Source organism: Syntrophaceae bacterium, from assembly GCA_013177825.1.
In the GTDB taxonomy this organism is placed as follows: Bacteria; Desulfobacterota; Syntrophia; order Syntrophales; family PHBD01; genus PHBD01.
Window position 1 is genome coordinate 826,528 of the sequence record JABLXX010000001.1, and the last position, 17,116, is coordinate 843,643.

The window sequence follows — 17,116 nt, forward strand, 5'->3', positions numbered from 1 at the left end:
ACAGCTGGTATCCTGTCATACCGGTAGCAGCGATGAAACCGTTTCTCTCTTTCCTTTCCAGACTGCCGATGAAGCCGTCCACCCGGGACTTTCTCCGGGAAGCGGAAACGGTGCCGGGCTTCGGGTTCCTGGACTTCGTTCATGGATACGTCTACGGCCGCTGGCCCGCTCTGTACGTTGGCATTGCAACGGGGTGCCATCCCCTGGCCCGGACACTCGGTCCGCCCGCCCGGTGGCTTCTCGATCAGTATGAGCGGGCCGCCCGGAGCCCGGGCGCCGGCGCCCGGGAAAACGGCAGTCCCCGGGCCAGGGGAGGCTTTGCCGACGTGTATCACGGCAAGGTGATGCCGCTGGAGGGCGCGTCCCGCCTCGTGTCCGTCCGGCGGGAGGTTCGCCTTGCAGGTCTGGAATCGGTCGTTCCCTATCTCGTGGCCCGTGATCTGATCCTCCGGGAGCCCGACCGGATCGTCGCCCTTGAGTGCCCCTGCCGGGCCTATCGTGCCGACCCGTGCAAACCCCTGGACGTTTGCCTCGTTGTCGGGGAGCCCTTTGCCTCCTTCGCCCGGGAGCACAACCCGCGGAAGAGCCGCTGGATCAATCAGGAGGAAGCGGCATCGATCCTGAAGGCGGAGCACCAGCGGGGGCACGTTCACCACGCCTTCTTCAAGGACGCCATGCTGGACCGCTTCTATGCCATCTGCAACTGCTGCTCCTGCTGCTGCGGAGCCATGGGGGCCTACAGGGACGGGAGCCCTATGCTGGCCTCCTCCGGGTATGTTTGCAGGATCGACGAGGGACTCTGCGCCGGATGCGGGACCTGCGTCGGAACCTGTCCCTTCCGAGCGATTAGCCTGGACGGCGAAGCCGCCGTTATCGATCCGGTCTCCTGCATGGGATGCGGAGTCTGTGTCGACGGCTGCCCCACCGGGGCCCTGGCCCTGGTTCGGGATTTTTCCCGGAGCGATCCCCTGGAAATCCCCTGAAGCGGTCAATTCTGCGGCCTTTTCAGTCTGTTTCCCACATTCTGCCGGCCCGGTCAAGGAAGACCCGGATGGAGCGGGCAATTGGGGACTTCTTTGGTTTCCCCGGATGTGATAGGATGTGCCATCCACGCCCGGAAAGGAGGGTGAGCCATGGCGGAGAGCAACAAGCTGCCCGATACGTGGTGGAAATGCAGCAACTGCGGCAATACGATCCAGGTGGAAAAACCGCCGGAGGAATGTCCGGCGTGCCGACAAAAGTGCGAATTCCTGAATGTGACCTGTTATCAGCCCGACTGCGGTTTTACCGGGATCGATCCACGGCTGAAGTGATCCCGGCGGACGGGCGGTCGGACGGGACGGGAGAGGAAAGACACCAGGCCATGCAATGAGGTGAGATGATGACCGTTGAGCACGTGGAAGGGGAAAACCTGGGAAGCATCATGCTGTACGCCCTGAGCACCTGCGGTTGGTGCAAGAAGACCAAAGCGCTGCTGGGCGAGATGAAGGTGGCCTATGATTACACGGATGTGGATCTTCTGGGCAAGGAGGAGAGGCGGGAGGCCATGGAGGAAGTGAAGAAATGGAATCCCGCCTGTTCGTTTCCGTCCATGGTGATCAACGGGAGCCAGTGCATCGTCGGCTTCAATGAAGCCAAGATCCGGGAAAGCCTGAAAAAATGAATCCAGCGGATATTGAAAAGGTGTGCGCCCGCCTGAGACGGGAGGGCGAAGCCGCCGGGTATCATTTGAATTCCGACGAAGCCTTTGTCCGGGACCTTGTGGAAGGGCTTCTCACCAACGAGGAGCGCTACGGCTACCGGGCCTGTCCCTGCCGTCTTGCCTCCGGGGTGCGGGAGGATGACCTGGACATCGTCTGTCCCTGCGACTACCGGGATCCGGACCTGAACGACTTCGGCGCCTGTTACTGCGCCCTCTATGTGTCCGACGAGATCCTCAACGGAACCCGCGAACTGGAATCGATTCCGGACCGCCGTCCTCCGGGAGGTCCGGGAGCAGAGCCTACCGCTCCGGAGCCGGCAGCAGCTCCGGCCGGAGTTCTGGCCCATCCTGTCTGGCGGTGCCGGGTCTGCGGCTACCTGTGTGCCCGCGAGGAGCCTCCGGGTGTTTGTCCGATCTGCAAAGCCAAAAAGGAACGCTTCGAGAAGTTCATGTGAGTCCGGTTTTCGCTGTGCCGGGAGCGGCGGGTACATCCCGTTCCGCGGACCGGACGGCGGGTGAACTGACAATCCGCCTGAGAATCTCCAATAAAAAAGAGGGGCGATCCCGGACCGCCCCTCTTTTTTCAGATTGCCTGCGAAACCGGTTTTAAACGCTTCCGTTTCCCGTTTTTGCCTGTTCTTTTTCCTTGCCCTTCAGCCGGACGGCCTTTACGAACCGTTTGCTGTAATAAGGTTCGTCCAGATTGCTGATGCTGACCTCGCGCTTCTTTCCCGCCGCCGCGTGGATGAACTGATTGTTGCCGATGTAAATGCCGACATGGCCGAAGGCGCGGCGCGTATTGAAGAAAACGAGATCTCCCACATCCAGGTTGTCCTTGTCCACATTCATCCCCACCCGGGACTGCTCACGGGCCGTGCGGGGCAGGTTGACGTCGAAGAACTGGTAGATCTTGGCCACGAAGCCTGAGCAGTCGATGCCGCGCACGGTCGAACCGCCGAACCGGTAAGGAGCGCCCAGAAAACCTTTGACGACCTTGACGAACAGCCGCTGCTCTTCGGGATCTTTCCAGTTCCCAAGAAGCTCGGCGCTGGAGATCATATCCTTCTCAACCTCGGCGACGTCCTCCTGAGAATCCGCCGTCAGGCCGTCGTCCTCTTCCATCTCGCCCTCGTCCCGAATGGCGGCTGCCAACCGGCGCGACTCATCCCGCTCGGAATGCTGTGCACCCGATGCTGCCCTTGCCAGAACGATCCTGTCCCCGGGTTTCAGTCTGTTTGCCCGGAGATGATTGAGTTTCTTGAGTTGCGCCAAGGGGATGCCGGTTTTTTTGGAAATGCCGGCGAGCGTGTCGCCCGACTTGATCGTGTAGGTCTTTGTCTTGGCCGTTGCCGTCTTGCCGGCGGTAGAGACCTTGGTGCTTTTTACCGAGGCCCTGGATGCTCGTTTCGAACTTTTCGAAGGGATGGTGAGAACCTGGCCGGGCTTGAGCCGGTCAGAGGAGAGATTGTTGGCCTGTCGGATGGCGTCAACGGAAACACCGTGCTTTTTCGCGATGCTGTATAGGTTGCTGCCGGACTTGACCCGGTACGTCGAGTCGGCAAGGCACTCCGTATGGATTGCCAGAACGGAGAGCAGGACGATCAGTCCTAGTGATGAATAGAGCTGCCGTCTCATCATGGAAGTACCTCCTTCTTGGAAGTCGGGGGATGCCCCACTAAGAGGCGGTGCACAGGTTTCGGCAGTGAATGAACTGTACACGCATTGATGTGTGGGCACCCTTGTATCCGAATAAGCATCCCAAGTCAAATTTTTTTTGGTCCCATCCCTCCTCGAAAGGCAGAAAGCTCTGCGATTACGAAGAATCCTGCTATGCAAACGAGGTGTCTTGAGGTATGAAGGGACCCCCGGCGACGCCATCGGGCGGGCCGGGATATCGTTTCGGGCGGATCGGCGGGACATGAGAAAAAGGACGAAGAAAAAACGGAACAGGAAGTGGATCTGGCTGCTCCTGGCGATTCCCGTCGTGTGGATGACCGGCAGCATCGGTCTCTCCTTTGTCTGGCCCGACGTCTCGAAGCTCCGGAAGACGAACCCCGTGAAAACATCCTTTATGGAATATCGGGAAGACGAGTGGAAGAGCGAGGGGAAGAACATCCGGATCCGCCAGCGCTGGGTCCCGCTGGGGAGGATTTCCCCTTACGTGATCAAGGCGGTGATCATTGCCGAGGATGACAAGTTCTGGCGACACGAAGGATTCGACTACGCCGCCATCCAGAAGGCCGTCGAAAAAGACCTGAAACAGCGAAAGTTCAAGGTCGGCGGCAGCACCATCAGCCAGCAGTTGGCGAAAAACCTGTTTCTTACTCCGTCGAAGAACCCCGTCCGGAAGGTTCGCGAAGCCGTTTACACCTGGCGTATGGAGCAGAATCTGTCGAAAAAGCGGATCATCGAACTGTATCTCAACGTTGCTGAATGGGGGCAGGGAATCTTCGGAATCGAGATGGCCGCCCAGCATCATTTCGGGAAGTCCGCAGCGGCCCTGTCGGCCATGGAGGCGGCCCGCCTTGCCGCTGTCCTTCCCAATCCGCGCCTCTACAGCCCCACCGGGAATTCACGGTATGTAACCTATCGATCCGAAAAGATATATGGAATCATGGTGAGGCGGGGCATCGTCATCGAGGAATACGAGGAGGTTCTTCAGGATCCCCGGGAGACGGGCATCGACCCGGCGGCAGGGGCACCCGTAACGGTCGGGCAGGACGAAAAGACAACGGCCGCATCTCCCGCGAATCCCGTTCCGGGGAACTCCGGGAGTCCGCCGGCCCCTGTGCCGGAGGCATCGACGCAAGGGCAGAAACCGCCGTCGGCAAACCTTCCCGGGGAACCGCAGCCGCCCCGCCATGCGGGACCGTGATTCCCTCGTCCCGTCCCGGCCCATCGCACGCCTCGATGTCGTTAACATATTAAAAATGATTGAGAATCATCCTCGCGAGCAATGGGGTATCCGGATGTCACCGGTTGAATAAACCTTGACAAGGGGTGGTGATTATGGTTTATCACACGACCTATTTCAATTTCCGGGAAATGACACGATGAAAAAAACACTAACGAATACAACGAATAAGAAGAGAAAGAGGACCCACGGTTTCCGGGCTCGCATGTCTACCCGGGGGGGCCGGCAGGTCTTGAGCAGGAGGAGAGCCAAGGGCAGGAAGCGCCTGGCGGTGTGACACCGGGATACGGACGAGGAGAGCAGGGTGGCGGAGCCCGGCGGGTGAAATCATCCGCAGAGCATGACCAGACAAACCTTTCGCAGAAACGAGCGGATTCGCAGGAAAAAAGAGTACGATACCGTTTACCGCCAGGGGATTCGCCGCCACTCGGCTCACTTTACCGTCATAACAACCCGTTGTTCCTCCGGTGTCAGCAGGCTGGGACTCACCGTCAGCAGGAAAGTTGGAAACGCGGTCAAACGGAACCGCATCAAACGGCTCTTGAGAGAATTTTTCAGGCTCAACCGATCCAGATTTCCCGTTCCCTTAGACATTGTTATCATTCCGAAGCGGAACCTGCCGCCGCTTACGTTCGCCGATGTGGCAAGGGAACTGGAAAGTCTGCTGATTTCGAGAACTGATGTCTGACCGTCCAATCAGAAACTCGCTGGCCAAGGCCTTTGTCCTTGCCATCCGGTTCTACCAGACCGCCATTTCACCCTTCCTGGCCCCCTCTTGCCGTTTCCACCCGAGCTGTTCCGAATACGCCCGTACGGCCATCGAACGGTACGGCCCGTTCCGCGGAACCTGGCTCGGTCTGAAGAGGCTGGCCCGTTGCCATCCATTTCACCCCGGCGGGTTCGATCCCGTTCGGTAACAGCCCATCGAGAGGCCAATCATGGACAAGAAAACCATTCTCGCTATTGTCTTATCTGTGCTGGTAGTACTTATCTATCAGATATTTTTCATGAAACCGCCTGCAAAAACACCGCCGGCGGCGCAGACGGCAACCAGACAGGAAACGCCGGCGGCGGGCAAAACGACGGGAGCCGCCCCCGCTGCCGTTACAGCCGCGCCGAATGCAACAGCGACCCAGGCCACGGCATCACTGCAGCCGGCTTCCGCTCCGGAAAAGGATGTCCGCGTCGTAACCCCCCTCTATACTGCTGTCTTCTCGACCCGGGGAGCTGCGCTCAAGTCATTGAAGCTGAAGGGATACCGCGAGACGATCAAGCAGGACTCGGATCTCATTGAACTGGTGGACGTGAAGACGGGGATGCCGCGTCCCCTGACGATGACGTTTCCCGAGTCGGATCTGAACGTGCCGGCGGAAAGCCCTTTCGAGGCGAACGCTGCGTCCCTGGATCTGACGACCGTCCGGGAAAGCCGTTCCCTGACCTTCAGCGTCACCTATCCGGGGGAGATCCGCATCGACAAGACCTTCACGTTTCATCCGGAGAAGTATGTCATCGACTTGGAGGTGAAGGCGACCAACCTGTCGGGGCGACCCCTGACCCAGAACGGATCCCTCAACTGGACCCAGTACGTGGATCCCAAGACGGAAACGGATAGTTACACACATGTGGGCCCCATCACCATGGCGGACAAGAGCGTGGAGCTCCAGGAGCTCAAGAAGCTCGATACGACCCGCCTTCTGGGGCCGAACATCGCCTGGACGGGTTTCGAGAGTAAATATTTCATTGCTGCCATGATTCCCCAGAATCCGTCCCTGTCCGCCGTGTCGCTCTCGAAGGACGGACGGGACATGACAACGGTGAGTCTCCGGGGGCCCAAGAATCTCATCCCTCCCGGACAGGCGGGATACTTTATCTACAACGTGTTTCTAGGTCCCAAGGATCATGAGCTTTTGAAGGCCCAGGGTGTAGGGCTCGAGGACTCGGTGGATTTCGGCTCCTGGCTCAAGTGGCTGGCCATGCCGCTCCTGTGGGTCCTGAAGTTCATCTACAAGTACCTGCCCAATTACGGAATTGCCATCATCGTACTGACTCTGATCATCAAACTTATTTTCTGGCCGCTGGGAAACATCAGCTACCGGTCCATGAAGGAGATGCAGAAGCTGCAGCCGAAGATGAAGGAGATACAGGAGAAGTTCAAGAACGACCGGCAGCGCCTCAGCCAGGAAACCATGGCCCTGTACAAGGCCCACAAAATCAACCCCATGAGCGGCTGCCTTCCCATGCTCATCCAGATTCCCGTCTTTTTCGGGCTCTACAAGGCGCTGATGTACGCCATCGAACTCAGGCATTCGCCGCTCATCTGGTGGATACAGGACCTCTCGGCGAAGGATCCCTATTACATCACCCCGGTCATCATGGGCGCAACCATGTGGCTTCAGCAGAAGATGACCCCCTCCACGGGCGATGCCATGCAGCAGAAGATCATGCTGTGGATGCCCGTGATCTTCACGTTCCTGTTTCTGAACTTCCCTTCGGGTCTGGTCATCTACTGGCTCTTCAACAACATCTTCAGCATCGGCCAGCAGTACTACATCAACAAGAAGGTCGCGTAACGAGAGGTGTCCATATGGAAACACTCGAAATTGAAGCAAAAACCATCGACGAGGCGATCGAGAAGGCCTGCCGGGAATTCGATGTTCCCCGGGAAAAGCTGAACATCGAGATCATCTCCGAGGGCGTGTCGGGATTTCTGGGATTCGGGCAGAAAAAGGCGAAAATCAGGGCGGGGCTTCTCTCCATTGACCGGGCCCTGGAGGAGGTTTTCCTGGACGAAAGGCCGGAACGGGCCCGCAGGGACAAGCCGCGAGAGAAGCCCCATGTCCGGGAACCCGAGGTCCCGGTGCCGCCGTTACGGGTGACGGAGGTTGAAAAACCTGCGATCCGGCCGGCGGCGGATGCCCCCATGGAGCATCAGGATGCCCAGCCGGCGAGGCCTCCTGTTGTCTTCGATGCGGAGTTCGCACAGAAAGCCAGGGAACTTCTCACGGGAATCCTCGTCCGGATGGACCTGGAGTATCCCGTGACCGTCGAAGAAACGGAAACAGCAATCCGTCTCAACATTCAGGGAGAGTGCAGCGGCCTTCTCATCGGCAAGCACGGACAGAACCTGGACGCCATCCAGTACATCGTCAACAAGGCCCTCCACAAGGGAAGCAACGGGGGCAAACCCGTCGTCATCGATATCGAGGCCTACCGGAAGCGGCGGGAGGAGTCCCTCGTCACCCTGGCGGCCAAGCTTGGCGAGAAGGTCAAGAAAACCAGGAAAGCCGTCACGGTCAGCAACATGAACGCCCATGACCGGCGGATCATTCACCTGGCCCTGCAGAACGACTCGGCCCTGGTGACGAAGAGCCGGGGCGAAGGGGAATACCGCAAGATCGTCATCATGCCTTCCCGGAAGGGCCGTCCTCTCCGGAACGAGGGCTGAACACCGGACGGAGCCGCCGTGTCTGCAACCGACACCATTGTCTCCATCGCCACCCCGCCGGGAGCGGGAGCGATCGGCATCATCCGTCTCAGCGGACCTGAGAGTCTGCCCATCGCGAAGAGCTTCTTTCAGCCGTCGAACGCCCGGGCGCAGTGGAAAAGCCATCACCTGCTGCACGGCCGCGTGCTTTCCCACGCGGGCGATTTCCTCGACGAAGTACTGCTCTGCTGGATGCGCGGGCCCCGTTCCTGCACAGGCGAAGACGTCGTGGAGATCCATTGTCACGGCGGCCCGGTCATTCTCCAGTCGGTCCTGGCGGAGGTGATTCACGCCGGAGGCCGTCCCGCGGAGCCCGGCGAGTTCACGAAACGGGCCTTTCTGAACGGCCGCATCGACCTGGCCCAGGCGGAGGCCGTGGCCGACATGATCGCCGCCCGGACCGAAGCAGCCCTGAAGGTTGCCGCCTCCCAGCTGAAGGGAGAGCTGTCCCGCCGCATTGAATCCCTCCGGAACAGTCTGACGGATGTGCTTGTTTACCTGGAAGCGGAGATCGATTTCAGCGACGAAGACCTGGAGCCGGTTCAGCCGGAGGCGCTTGCGGAACGCGTGATGGCCATCCGGGACGGGGTCGGGAATCTGCTGGATACCTGGAACGAAGGCCGGCTCTACCGGAACGGGGCCTCCGTGGTCATTGCCGGGCGGTCCAACGTCGGCAAGTCCAGCCTCCTCAACCGGCTCCTGGGGGAGGAGCGGGCCATCGTGACGCCCGCGCCGGGTACGACCCGGGACTTCATCGAGGAATGGATTTCCCTGGAGGGGATCCCGGTGAAGCTGGCCGATACGGCGGGCGTCCGGGACACGGAAGATCCGGCCGAGACGGAGGGCATCCGGCGGGTATGGGAAAAAATCTCCGCCGCCGACCGGGTGATCGTTCTCCTGGACGGCAGCGAGCCGCTGACGGAAGAGGACGGGCGGATCGCCCGGGAAGTGGGCAGTCGGAAAGGGTTTCCGGTGATCAACAAGGCGGACCTGACGCCCATGATCGAGACGGAGGAAGTGGAGGCGCTCTTTGACGGGCAGGTTCCCCTGTGGATATCGGCAAAACGGGGCGACGGCATCCCGGAGCTGATGAAATCCCTTCACCGTTTTTTCCTGCAGAGCAGTGGTTCGGGGGAATTCGAGGGACTCCTGTCGAATGCCCGCCATAAGGCCGCCCTGGAGGGCGCCCAGTTTTTTCTCTCCCAGGCTGCATCCGCTCTTGCGGCGGGATGCTCGCCCGAAGTCGCCGCCTGTGATGTTCAGGATGCGCTGGACCGACTCGGGGACGTGGTGGGAAAGACGACGGTGGAGCAGGTGCTGGAGCGGATATTTTCCACGTTCTGCATCGGAAAGTAGGAACGCCCGGGAAGCGGATGCGGAACCGGGCCGGAAGGACGGATCGTCCGCCTGCAGCCACAGGCGACGGATGGATACGGCAAAAGCGATTGCAAGGAGATCCGGAAATGACAGCAGGGCAGGTGCAGGATCGGGAAGAGGACCACGTTCATCTGGAGTTGGATCAGGTATTTGAATTCATCAGCGGCTCCTACTCGCTGGCGGAGGAAGGCCGGTTGCCGTACAAGGGTCGCGAGGTTCTGTACACGGTCGGGGTTGCTGTGCTTGACCGCTCATGCTGCGGGAGCGGAGGATGCCGCTTCCTGAGCGTACCCGGTTATCTTCTCCGTTGGCAGTACCGGACCGGCGAGGCCGGCCGACCGGTGAGCCGGGTCGAACCGATCCTGGACGAGAGCGAGCGGACGGAGGTCCGGAGGCTCCTGGAACGGGCCTTTCCCCATTCACAGGTGAACTTCCTTCCCTGACGACGGATGCGCTTCCAAGCGTTACGTTCCATAAGGAACAGGCAGGCGTGCGAGGCAAGGGCAGAGATTTTCGGAAACCGTCATGATCGCGGCGGGATGCCGGAGAAGGCGGCCAGGGTGTTCCGGCCGGACGGGCGCCTTGAAATAAACGGCGGGGGTATGCTAGGGTCCATGACCACGATCAAAGAGGAAAAAAGATTGGAGTCCCTTCAAGACACGGCGCGAAACCTGCGCATCCGAATCCTGCGTATGCTCCATGAGTCGAAATCGGGGCACACGGGTGGTTCCCTTTCCGCGGCGGACATCATCACCGCCCTGTACTTCCAGGTTATGAGACACCGTCCGGAAGATCCGCACTGGGAAGGGCGGGACCGCTTCGTCCTTTCCAAGGGCCATGCCGCGCCGGCGCTCTACGCCGCCCTCGCCCTGTCGGGCTACTTCGAGGAAGGCCTCCTTGGCACCCTCCGCAAGGTTCACAGCTGCCTCCAGGGACACCCGAATGCCCGCTGCACCCCCGGTGTGGACGCCACCTCCGGCTCCCTGGGGCAGGGGCTGTCGGTGGCCAACGGCATCGCCCTGGGGCTGCGCCTCGATGGGAACGAGGCTTCCGTGTACGCACTCTTGGGGGATGGCGAGGTGCAGGAGGGACAGGTCTGGGAAGCCGCCATGACGGCGGCGCACCGCCGGCTCGGGAAGGTGCTGGCGATCGTCGACAACAACGGGCTGCAGATCGACGGCTTTGTCAAGGACGTGAAAGGGATCGAGCCACTGGCCGACAAGTGGCGGTCCTTCGGATGGGATGTCCGGGTCGTGGACGGCCACGATTTCGGTTCCCTGCTCCCGGCCCTTGAATCGGTGAAGGGAAAACCCCTCGTGGACACTCCAACCATGGTGATTGCGCGGACCGTGAAGGGCAAGGGAGTCTCCATTTTCGAGAATCAGGCAAAATACCACGGCGTGGCGCCCTCGGACGACGAGCTGTCGAGGGCGCTGCAGGAACTGGGGGCGGCATGACGGAAACCCTGGGCATACGGGAAGCATACGGCGAGGCCCTGGTGGAGCTGGGGCGGGAGAACCGGGATATCGTTGTCCTGGACGCGGATCTTTCCGGATCCACCATGACGAAGCTTTTCGCCCGGGACTACCCGGAGCGTTTCTTCGACATGGGGGTGGCCGAGCAGGACATGGTGGGTACCGCCGCGGGGCTCGCCCTGGCGGGGAAGACTGCCTTTGCCAGCACCTTCGCCGTCTTCGCCACCGGCCGAGCCTGGGAACAGATCCGCCAAGCCGTTGCATATCCGCAGCTCAACGTCAAGATCGTGGCGAGCCACGGCGGCGTCTCCGTCGGGGAGGACGGGGCGAGCCACCAGATGACGGAAGACCTGGCCCTCATGCGGGCCATGCCGAACATGCGGGTGATCGTGCCCGCCGACGCTCATGAGACCAGAGCGATCATCCGGGTCGTCGCCGAGACCCCGGGGCCGTTCTACGTGCGTACCTCCAGGATGAAGTTCCCCGTGATCTACAAGCCCGATGTATCCTTCCGGATCGGCCGGGGGGACGTGCTCCGTCCCGGGTCGGACGTGTCGATCATTGCCTGCGGATACATGGTGCATCAGGCCCTCCAGGCGGCGGAATCGCTCCAGGCCGGGGGAATATCCGCCCGGGTGGTGAACATGCCGACCCTCAAGCCCATCGACGAAGGGCTGATCCTGGCCTGCGCCCGGGAGACGAAGGGCATCGTCACCGCCGAGGAGCATTCCATCATCGGCGGCCTGGGCAGCGCCGTCTGCGAGGTCCTGGCCGAAAACCGTCCTGCACCCGTCCGGCGCGTGGGAGTGCGGGACCAGTTCTGCTCCTCCGGCACGGCGGCAGATCTGTTCAAGGAATATGGACTGACGGCCGAGGATATTGCCCGGACCGCGGAAGAAATGCTCCGGACCTCGCCCTGATTCCCGGCTCCCATTTTCCGAATGCCGGCCTCGGCCGGTAAGAATCCCCTTGATTCTCCCCTTCCGTTGTGGGAAATTCGCGCCTGATTCTGAGGGGGCTCTTATGATAAACATCCATCCTTTCCTGATCGGCCGGCGACGCGTTGCCGGGATCATCTTTGCAACCATCCTCTTGTTTTCCCTCTGTCTTGCCCTGTCCGGCTGCGCTACCAAGGTCCGGGTGAACATGCTGCAGCCTGCCGAGTTTCATCAGGCATCGCTGACCAAGTCGGTGGCCGTTGTCCCATTCAGCGGACCCAACGGCGCCGACTTCGCCGCCGAGATCGAGGGGGTCCTGGCCAGCATCAACATCGACGACCGGCCCTATTTTTCCCTGGTAGACCGTCAGTCCCTCGACCGGATCATCAGCGAACAGAAATTTTCCCAGAGCGGGCTCGTGGATCCGAATACGGCCGCCCGGTTGGGCCGGATGGTGGGAGCCCAGGGAATCTACACGGGTGCCGTGACGGCCTCGGAGGTGAAGGACCATCGCTACACGGAGCAGCGACGGGAGTGCATCAAGTACGAGGAGCAAAAGAAGGACGCCAAGTGGTATGAAGCAGCCAAATGTCTCAAGTATCGAGATTATACGGTCCGCTGTCTGAAACGGGATGCGGTCTTTTCCGTCACACCCAAGCTCATCGACGTATCGACGGGCCGTGTCCTCTATTCCCGGAACCTGGGCGATTCGGCCAGTTCCTCCGGCTGCGACGATAGATCGCCCGCCGTGGGTCGGGAGGAACTCCTGGAGAAAGTGAAGGGAACGACAAAGGCCAGGTTCCGCAAGGATGTGGCCCCCTTCTATGTGACGGTGGAGATCGGGCTCATGGATACGACCGACGGGATCCCCACCGCGGAGCCCAAGGACGCCCTGAAGAGGGGGATCGAGTACGCAGACCGGGGCAGACTCGACGCGGCCTGCGAGCTTTGGGGCTCCGCGCGGATCCAGGCCCCCGCCTCGCCGGCCCTGCTGTATAACCTTGGTGTCTGCGCAGAGAGCCGAGGCGACGCCGAGGCCGCCCTGTCCCTCTACCGTCAGGCCGACAAGCTTTTGGGAAAGCCCGATGACGACATCACGGCGGCCCTGAACCGAGTGTCCGCGGTGATCAAGAACCGCAAGAAACTGGAGCAGCAGCTGCGTCCGCAGGGTTGAGCCGGTCCGTTTAAGAGAGGAGGGAGGCACGTATGCGCAGGGTTTTTGGGTGGATGATCGGTTTGTGGATCCTGTTGGCGGTACCGGGCATGAACGTTGAGGCGGCCGCCCAGCAGAAATGCGTCCATGCCGACGGGGAAGCGGTTGTCATCAATAACGACCAGCCCTCGGCCCGGCTGGAGGCCATTGCACGCGCCAAATGGGCCGCCATTGAGAAAACCGTCGGCATCGACGTCAAGGCATCGAGTTTCGTGTCCAACTTCACCCTGGTAGAAGACGTCATGAAGACGAAGGTCGGCGGTTCCGTCAAGAGCTTCAAGGTTCTCGGGCAGAATCGCCAGGGCGAGACCCTGACGGTCACCATCAATGCCTGTATCGAACCGGCAAAGGCCCAGGATGCCATCTCGTCCGAACTGGCCCTGAACAACGGCATCGCCCTGTTCATTCCGGCCCGGAAGCCCTCCGCCTCGGGCGGGGATCAGTTCGAGGAGACCAACATCCTGTCGGAGAAGCTCATCGGAAAGCTGACGGACCAGAACTTCAAGGTCATCGACGCGGCGCCTTCCGTTCCGTCCGATGCCGTGGCCATCGAAAGAATGGCGAGAAGCGGCAGCACCATGGCCGTCCGGAGCATGCTCTACAAATATCTTTCCAACGTCGTCATCGTCGGGAAGATCGATTACACGATCTCGACGAAGAAGGGAGAGGATATCGGCTACGGCCTGTCCATGCCATTCAACAACGTGACGGTGCGCCTTACCTATCGGATGCTGGCGAAGAACAACAGGACGGGGAACATGGAGGTCCTGACGGCCGACGCCGTCTCCGGCAGGGGGCTGGCGAACAACGTCGAAGACGCCGCCGCCCGCGGTATGGAGGACCTGGTGGAGAAGCTGTCTCCGAAGGTGCTCGATACGGCGTTCAAGTTCATCCGGGGAAACGTCAGGAAAGTCCGCGTGAAGGTGAACGGCGTCAAGGACCTGGACACGAACATCGAAGTGAAGGGGGCCCTCCAGAACACCGTGTGGGTGACCGATGTCGAGGAAAATGAAATGGGCGAGTTCACTGTAAGCTACCCGGAGAATTCCCTGTATCTGGCCAACAGCCTCCGTCAGAAAGGGGATTTCACCCTCGTGAACTTTACTCCCTATTCGCTCACCTTCAACTACCATCGCTGAAGAGGGCCTCATGTACCGGAGAGCATGGAAAATTCTGTCCCTGGCGATTCTTCTGGCCGGCTGCGTCGCGGGGGGGACGGCGGTGCAGATCGATTCCGCCGCGTTCCTTCCCGACCAGGGATCCAAGGAGATTGTGCCAAACGTCTGCAGGTCTCTCTATGACACGGCCTCCACGCGTGTAGCCATCGCCCCCTTTTCGAACAATACGACATTTGACTATGCGAAAGAGGTTCAGGTCAACGTGTCTGGAGCGTCGGAACGACAGGTCCGGGGCGCCGCCGCCGGCAGGGCGACACGGCGCGGAGCCGGCGTCGTCTGGGGGACCGATGAGCGTCGTCGGTTTCAACAGGACACCCGGATGACCCAGCAGGAGATGAACTCGAAACTGAGCGAGTCTCTGGAAGACGCCGTCCTGGACCAGATCAGGGGAATCCCGGGAATCCGCGTTTACGCCCGGAAGGAACTGAGCAAGGTTTTCGATGAAATGAAACTCCAGCAGTCGGGTATGGTGGATCAGGCCACGGCGGTCCAGCTCGGGAAACTGGCCGGGGCCAGGTTCATTGTCACCGGGTCCTTCAACAACATCGCTCTCTCTTATCGGAGTACCGAGTCCATCCAGAAGGGTGGCCGCGACATCGGTCGGCGGGCCGCGGACCAGCGCAAGGGAGACGACGCACTCTGGGCGGCCCTGGCGGGTCATGCCGTGGCGGCGGTTGCCGAAGCCGCCGAAGGCTGGACGGTCGAGGCGGAAGTCCTGGTTCGCGTTCTTGATGTGGAAAGTGGAGAGGTGATCTTTTCCAAGCGGTTCGCCGGCAAGGAGGGCCTGGGAAAGATTCCGTATCCGGGCTTTGCCGAGGTCGTCGGCGGAGTCAAGAAGGCGGGGACGAAGAACCTGGAGGACCTGAGGCCGGCCCTCTCCAGGCAATTCTCCGCCCGCGGCTACATTTTCCAGACGAAGACCAGCCCCGACGGGAAGCAGCGCATCGCTCTCGTCAACCTGGGAAGCAAGGCGGGCGTGACGGAGAGTACACAGCTGTCCGTCTATGCCTTCGCGGAAGTGGAGGACCCCATCAGCGGCCAGAAGACCTGCGACCAGTCCCGGCTGCCGGTGGTCCTGAAAATGACGGACCAGATCCAGCCGGACAAGGCCTGGGTCAGGATCGAGGGGGAACCGGACTGCGTAAAGCGGGTGAAGGCCGGGCAGTTCGTGCAGACGCGGTGATTCCGGCGAGCCGGCCCGTCATGCCTCCCGGATGAAGTGGGGCATGTTTTCCGGAAGCGGCAGGATCAGCTCGAAAAACCCGGCGTAAACGCCGTTGCGGTACCAGGGGGACTGGAAGATCAATCTTCGGGTCCCTTTCTTTTCCACGGTGTACACGTTCTGTTCCCGCTGCTCCATGATCGTCCGGAGCTTAGTCCGCGCCGGCTCGGGGTGGCAGTCGAGGACGTTCGAGCCTACCAGCGCCTTCCCTCCCTGCGATTCGAAAGAGCGGTCCGCCCGGTTGTTCATGTAGAGGATCGTTCCCTTTTCGTCGCAGACCGTCAGGGAAAAGGGCAATCCCTGGAGCCACGGCTCCAGGTTCTTCAGGAATTCTTCCGGCACAGCGTTCTGACCTCCCTGATGGAACGGGCGACGGATTTCCCCTGTCGTTCATGCGTTTTCAGAAACGGGGCCGGCCGGCGTTGAATCTCCGCCAGGCGCGTTTCCTCCGGTGGACCCTGCCTTCGCCCCGTTGCCCGGGTTCTCACAACTCCGACGTGCAGTGGGGACAGCGGACTGCCTTGACGGGGATCTCGGTGCAACACTTCGGGCATTCCTTCGTGGTTGCTTCCGCCTGGGCTTCCCTTTTCAGCCGGTTCATCCCCCGGATGAGCAGGAACACCGAGAAGGCGACGATAACGAAACTGAGGATTGTATTGATGAAAAGACCGTAGTTGACGGTCACCGCGCCGGCCTTCTTCGCCTCCGCCAGCGCTGCATAGGGACCCGCCACGGCCCCGTCCTTCAGAACCACGTACAGGTTCGAGAAGTCCACGTTGCCCATGAGCATCCCGATGGGGGGCATGATGACATCATCCACCAGGGATTTCACGATCGCCCCGAAAGCCGCTCCGATGATGATGCCCACCGCCATGTCCACGACGTTGCCCCGCATGGCGAATTCTTTGAATTCCTTCAGCATGATCTCCTCCTTGAGGTTGAAGGCATGCCGGCTGAAAAGCAGGCAGGAGTCGGGCGGTCAGGATTTTCCCTTCCGCCGTTTCAACAGATCCGCCCCGGCTCCCCAAGCCCTGCCCGCCTCCGGACCCACCGTCCAGTAGCGGTTGTCCGGCATGGTCAGGAGCAGGGGGTTGATCTTGCGGATGTCCGGCTTGCCGTCCGTCAGGCAGGCATCCTCGATCCAGGAGGAGACGATCTCGCCGATGAACCAGTCGTTGGTCGGCAGATCCATGGTCTGGACCAGCCTGCATTCCAGGCAGAGAGGACAGGCGTCGATCAGCGGGGCGGTTTTCAGGACCCCGAAGAAGCACTCGAAGACGCCGGACTTGTCGGTCTTGCTTCCTGACACCAGGCCACAGTAATCCGTTTCTTCCATCATGTCGGCCGATGGGAAATTCACGCTGAAGGTGCCGTTTTCAAGAATCCCTCTGGTCGAGTGGTGTCCCCGGTTGACGCCGATGCCGATCCAGGGAGGGTCCGCATTCACCCGGGACACCCAGCCCAGCGGCATGAAGTTGACTCTTCCCTCCACCATCGTCCCCAGCAGGGTGACAGGGTTCGGGTATAAGTAAACGTTGGTGCCGATGGACACCTTTCCCATGACATGGCCCTCCTTGGGAGTCCAATACGGCAGTCGCCGGACTGACCGGATA

21 protein-coding genes are annotated in these 17,116 nt (G+C 60.8%); 17 read left to right on the forward strand and 4 right to left on the reverse strand.

Annotated features, from left to right (window positions below):
• Positions 1–32: 32 nt before the first annotated feature.
• The 4 genes from HPY65_03710 (at position 33) to HPY65_03725 (ending at position 2,157) form a co-directional block, all read left to right on the forward strand.
• Positions 33–983 (forward strand): 4Fe-4S binding protein, encoded by a 951-nt coding sequence (locus HPY65_03710; GenBank protein ID NPU83573.1) that lies wholly within the window; start codon positions 33–35, stop codon positions 981–983.
• A gap of 150 nt (positions 984–1,133) precedes the next feature.
• Complete coding sequence (locus tag HPY65_03715; GenBank protein ID NPU83574.1) at positions 1,134–1,313, forward strand: hypothetical protein; 180 nt, start codon at positions 1,134–1,136, stop codon at positions 1,311–1,313.
• A gap of 68 nt (positions 1,314–1,381) precedes the next feature.
• The gene (locus HPY65_03720; protein ID NPU83575.1) at positions 1,382–1,663 is read left to right on the forward strand and encodes a glutaredoxin family protein; all 282 of its coding nucleotides are present in this window, start codon (positions 1,382–1,384) and stop codon (positions 1,661–1,663) included.
• The gene (locus tag HPY65_03725) at positions 1,660–2,157 is read left to right on the forward strand and encodes a ferredoxin:glutaredoxin reductase (GenBank protein NPU83576.1); all 498 of its coding nucleotides are present in this window, start codon (positions 1,660–1,662) and stop codon (positions 2,155–2,157) included. The genes HPY65_03720 and HPY65_03725 overlap by 4 nt, the downstream gene beginning before the upstream one ends.
• A 151-nt stretch (positions 2,158–2,308) precedes the next feature.
• Here HPY65_03725 and HPY65_03730 read toward each other — a convergent pair whose 3' ends face one another.
• A complete protein-coding gene (locus HPY65_03730; GenBank protein ID NPU83577.1) occupies positions 2,309–3,340 on the reverse strand; it encodes a LysM peptidoglycan-binding domain-containing protein in 1,032 nt (343 codons plus the stop codon).
• Between the two features lie 280 nt (positions 3,341–3,620).
• On the opposite strand from HPY65_03730, the gene mtgA reads away from it, so the two are divergent.
• The 13 genes from mtgA (at position 3,621) to HPY65_03795 (ending at position 15,464) form a co-directional block, all read left to right on the forward strand.
• Positions 3,621–4,577 carry a monofunctional biosynthetic peptidoglycan transglycosylase gene (mtgA, locus tag HPY65_03735; protein NPU83578.1) on the forward strand — a complete coding sequence of 319 codons (957 nt, stop codon included), beginning with the start codon at positions 3,621–3,623 and terminating at the stop codon, positions 4,575–4,577.
• Positions 4,578–4,755: 178 nt separating this feature from the next.
• Positions 4,756–4,893, forward strand: coding sequence for a 50S ribosomal protein L34 (gene rpmH / locus HPY65_03740; protein NPU83579.1), 138 nt, complete (start codon positions 4,756–4,758; stop codon positions 4,891–4,893).
• Between the two features lie 63 nt (positions 4,894–4,956).
• The gene (gene rnpA, locus HPY65_03745; protein NPU83580.1) at positions 4,957–5,304 is read left to right on the forward strand and encodes a ribonuclease P protein component; all 348 of its coding nucleotides are present in this window, start codon (positions 4,957–4,959) and stop codon (positions 5,302–5,304) included.
• Positions 5,297–5,533 carry a membrane protein insertion efficiency factor YidD gene (gene yidD / locus HPY65_03750; protein NPU83581.1) on the forward strand — a complete coding sequence of 79 codons (237 nt, stop codon included), beginning with the start codon at positions 5,297–5,299 and terminating at the stop codon, positions 5,531–5,533. Before rnpA ends, yidD begins: the two co-directional genes overlap by 8 nt.
• A gap of 21 nt (positions 5,534–5,554) precedes the next feature.
• Complete coding sequence (gene yidC, locus HPY65_03755) at positions 5,555–7,186, forward strand: membrane protein insertase YidC (protein NPU83582.1); 1,632 nt, start codon at positions 5,555–5,557, stop codon at positions 7,184–7,186.
• Between the two features lie 14 nt (positions 7,187–7,200).
• Positions 7,201–8,061, forward strand: coding sequence for a protein jag (locus HPY65_03760; GenBank protein ID NPU83583.1), 861 nt, complete (start codon positions 7,201–7,203; stop codon positions 8,059–8,061).
• Positions 8,062–8,079: 18 nt separating this feature from the next.
• Positions 8,080–9,456 carry a tRNA uridine-5-carboxymethylaminomethyl(34) synthesis GTPase MnmE gene (gene mnmE / locus HPY65_03765; GenBank protein ID NPU83584.1) on the forward strand — a complete coding sequence of 459 codons (1,377 nt, stop codon included), beginning with the start codon at positions 8,080–8,082 and terminating at the stop codon, positions 9,454–9,456.
• Between the two features lie 107 nt (positions 9,457–9,563).
• Entirely contained in the window at positions 9,564–9,920 is a 357-nt protein-coding gene (locus HPY65_03770; GenBank protein NPU83585.1) for a hypothetical protein, read from the forward strand.
• Positions 9,921–10,091: 171 nt separating this feature from the next.
• On the forward strand, positions 10,092–10,934 hold the full coding sequence (locus HPY65_03775) for a transketolase (GenBank protein NPU83586.1): 843 nt from the start codon (positions 10,092–10,094) through the stop codon (positions 10,932–10,934).
• The gene (locus HPY65_03780; protein ID NPU83587.1) at positions 10,931–11,872 is read left to right on the forward strand and encodes a transketolase family protein; all 942 of its coding nucleotides are present in this window, start codon (positions 10,931–10,933) and stop codon (positions 11,870–11,872) included. The genes HPY65_03775 and HPY65_03780 overlap by 4 nt, the downstream gene beginning before the upstream one ends.
• Before the next feature lie 103 nt (positions 11,873–11,975).
• On the forward strand, positions 11,976–13,064 hold the full coding sequence (locus HPY65_03785; protein NPU83588.1) for a hypothetical protein: 1,089 nt from the start codon (positions 11,976–11,978) through the stop codon (positions 13,062–13,064).
• A 32-nt stretch (positions 13,065–13,096) separates the two neighbouring features.
• Positions 13,097–14,242, forward strand: coding sequence for a hypothetical protein (locus HPY65_03790; protein NPU83589.1), 1,146 nt, complete (start codon positions 13,097–13,099; stop codon positions 14,240–14,242).
• Between the two features lie 10 nt (positions 14,243–14,252).
• Positions 14,253–15,464, forward strand: coding sequence for a hypothetical protein (locus HPY65_03795; GenBank protein ID NPU83590.1), 1,212 nt, complete (start codon positions 14,253–14,255; stop codon positions 15,462–15,464).
• A gap of 18 nt (positions 15,465–15,482) precedes the next feature.
• Here HPY65_03795 and HPY65_03800 read toward each other — a convergent pair whose 3' ends face one another.
• The 3 genes from HPY65_03800 to HPY65_03810 form a co-directional block, all read right to left on the reverse strand.
• Entirely contained in the window at positions 15,483–15,821 is a 339-nt protein-coding gene (locus HPY65_03800) for a PAS domain-containing protein (GenBank protein NPU83591.1), read from the reverse strand.
• A 166-nt stretch (positions 15,822–15,987) separates the two neighbouring features.
• The gene (gene mscL, locus HPY65_03805; protein NPU83592.1) at positions 15,988–16,425 is read right to left on the reverse strand and encodes a large conductance mechanosensitive channel protein MscL; all 438 of its coding nucleotides are present in this window, start codon (positions 16,423–16,425) and stop codon (positions 15,988–15,990) included.
• A 57-nt stretch (positions 16,426–16,482) separates the two neighbouring features.
• Positions 16,483–17,064, reverse strand: a complete 582-nt coding sequence (locus tag HPY65_03810; protein NPU83593.1) for a flavin reductase family protein — start codon at positions 17,062–17,064, stop codon at positions 16,483–16,485.
• Between the last annotated feature and the right edge of the window lie 52 nt (positions 17,065–17,116).

What these genes read in the sequence shown, in the direction of transcription:
- HPY65_03780 (NPU83587.1), top strand. Translation starts at nt 10,931, where the DNA reads ATGACGGAAACCCTGGGCATACGGGAAGCATACGGCGAGGCCCTGGTG.
- HPY65_03725 (NPU83576.1), top strand. Translation starts at nt 1,660, where the DNA reads ATGAATCCAGCGGATATTGAAAAGGTGTGCGCCCGCCTGAGACGGGAG.
- HPY65_03760 (NPU83583.1), top strand. Translation starts at nt 7,201, where the DNA reads ATGGAAACACTCGAAATTGAAGCAAAAACCATCGACGAGGCGATCGAG.
- yidD (NPU83581.1), top strand. Translation starts at nt 5,297, where the DNA reads ATGTCTGACCGTCCAATCAGAAACTCGCTGGCCAAGGCCTTTGTCCTT.
- rnpA (NPU83580.1), top strand. Translation starts at nt 4,957, where the DNA reads ATGACCAGACAAACCTTTCGCAGAAACGAGCGGATTCGCAGGAAAAAA.
- HPY65_03785 (NPU83588.1), top strand. Translation starts at nt 11,976, where the DNA reads ATGATAAACATCCATCCTTTCCTGATCGGCCGGCGACGCGTTGCCGGG.
- HPY65_03715 (NPU83574.1), top strand. Translation starts at nt 1,134, where the DNA reads ATGGCGGAGAGCAACAAGCTGCCCGATACGTGGTGGAAATGCAGCAAC.
- HPY65_03775 (NPU83586.1), top strand. Translation starts at nt 10,092, where the DNA reads ATGACCACGATCAAAGAGGAAAAAAGATTGGAGTCCCTTCAAGACACG.
- rpmH (NPU83579.1), top strand. Translation starts at nt 4,756, where the DNA reads ATGAAAAAAACACTAACGAATACAACGAATAAGAAGAGAAAGAGGACC.
- HPY65_03710 (NPU83573.1), top strand. Translation starts at nt 33, where the DNA reads ATGAAACCGTTTCTCTCTTTCCTTTCCAGACTGCCGATGAAGCCGTCC.
- yidC (NPU83582.1), top strand. Translation starts at nt 5,555, where the DNA reads ATGGACAAGAAAACCATTCTCGCTATTGTCTTATCTGTGCTGGTAGTA.
- mscL (NPU83592.1), bottom strand. Translation starts at nt 16,425, where the DNA reads ATGCTGAAGGAATTCAAAGAATTCGCCATGCGGGGCAACGTCGTGGAC.
- HPY65_03720 (NPU83575.1), top strand. Translation starts at nt 1,382, where the DNA reads ATGACCGTTGAGCACGTGGAAGGGGAAAACCTGGGAAGCATCATGCTG.
- HPY65_03810 (NPU83593.1), bottom strand. Translation starts at nt 17,064, where the DNA reads ATGGGAAAGGTGTCCATCGGCACCAACGTTTACTTATACCCGAACCCT.
- HPY65_03790 (NPU83589.1), top strand. Translation starts at nt 13,097, where the DNA reads ATGCGCAGGGTTTTTGGGTGGATGATCGGTTTGTGGATCCTGTTGGCG.
- HPY65_03770 (NPU83585.1), top strand. Translation starts at nt 9,564, where the DNA reads ATGACAGCAGGGCAGGTGCAGGATCGGGAAGAGGACCACGTTCATCTG.
- HPY65_03730 (NPU83577.1), bottom strand. Translation starts at nt 3,340, where the DNA reads ATGATGAGACGGCAGCTCTATTCATCACTAGGACTGATCGTCCTGCTC.
- HPY65_03795 (NPU83590.1), top strand. Translation starts at nt 14,253, where the DNA reads ATGTACCGGAGAGCATGGAAAATTCTGTCCCTGGCGATTCTTCTGGCC.
- mtgA (NPU83578.1), top strand. Translation starts at nt 3,621, where the DNA reads ATGAGAAAAAGGACGAAGAAAAAACGGAACAGGAAGTGGATCTGGCTG.